This is a genomic window from Acinetobacter sp., from assembly GCF_036666595.1.
Lineage (GTDB): Bacteria > Pseudomonadota > Gammaproteobacteria > Pseudomonadales > Moraxellaceae > Acinetobacter.
In genome coordinates, this window is record NZ_JAVWVO010000131.1 from 1 (window position 1) to 564 (window position 564).

Here is a 564-nt window from a genome sequence, read left to right on the forward strand (position 1 = left end):
TGCAGTTACTGGTTAAAGTGTTATACCATTTTGGATGTTTCGCCAACTGCTTTGATTTACTTAAGTATTCTTCAAAAAGCGCTTTCATTTCAGATTTTGGAATTTTAACGGGGAAGAAATAAACCTGTTCGTTTCGAATATTGCTACGTGTATAGACGATATCTTTCTCATCAGCAGCAATCAAACTCAACTCATATTTTCTAAAAAAACCACCAATAGCAGAGAAACTTTCAGTTTTTTCTTTACGAGTTTCTATCGAAAATACTAAAGGCTTTTGGTCTGAAAAATTAAAGCTCACTAAGGTGTGAGCAATTTCAGGCCCCATCCAATAGGAAGTAATGACATTTATCCCAGTGATGTGGTCGAGATTGTAGCTACGAGTATCCCAGCGCTCATCATATTGAGTTTCTGAATGCCAATTGAAGTTTCGCACATTATGAATGGTGATTACATTGCCTTGCTGTTGATAACTGAAAACTCTAGCAACGTCAGGGCTCCATTCTCGATCTTGTTTTGCAGAAATATTGAAATACCACAGTAAACTGACAATAAAAGCCAAAATAT

Annotated in this window: 1 protein-coding gene; it reads right to left on the reverse strand. The window is 36.2% G+C overall.

Annotated elements, in window-relative coordinates:
* On the reverse strand, positions 1–564 hold a 564-nt coding region (locus RR876_RS17200), incomplete at both ends, for a DUF4105 domain-containing protein (RefSeq protein ID WP_332637210.1).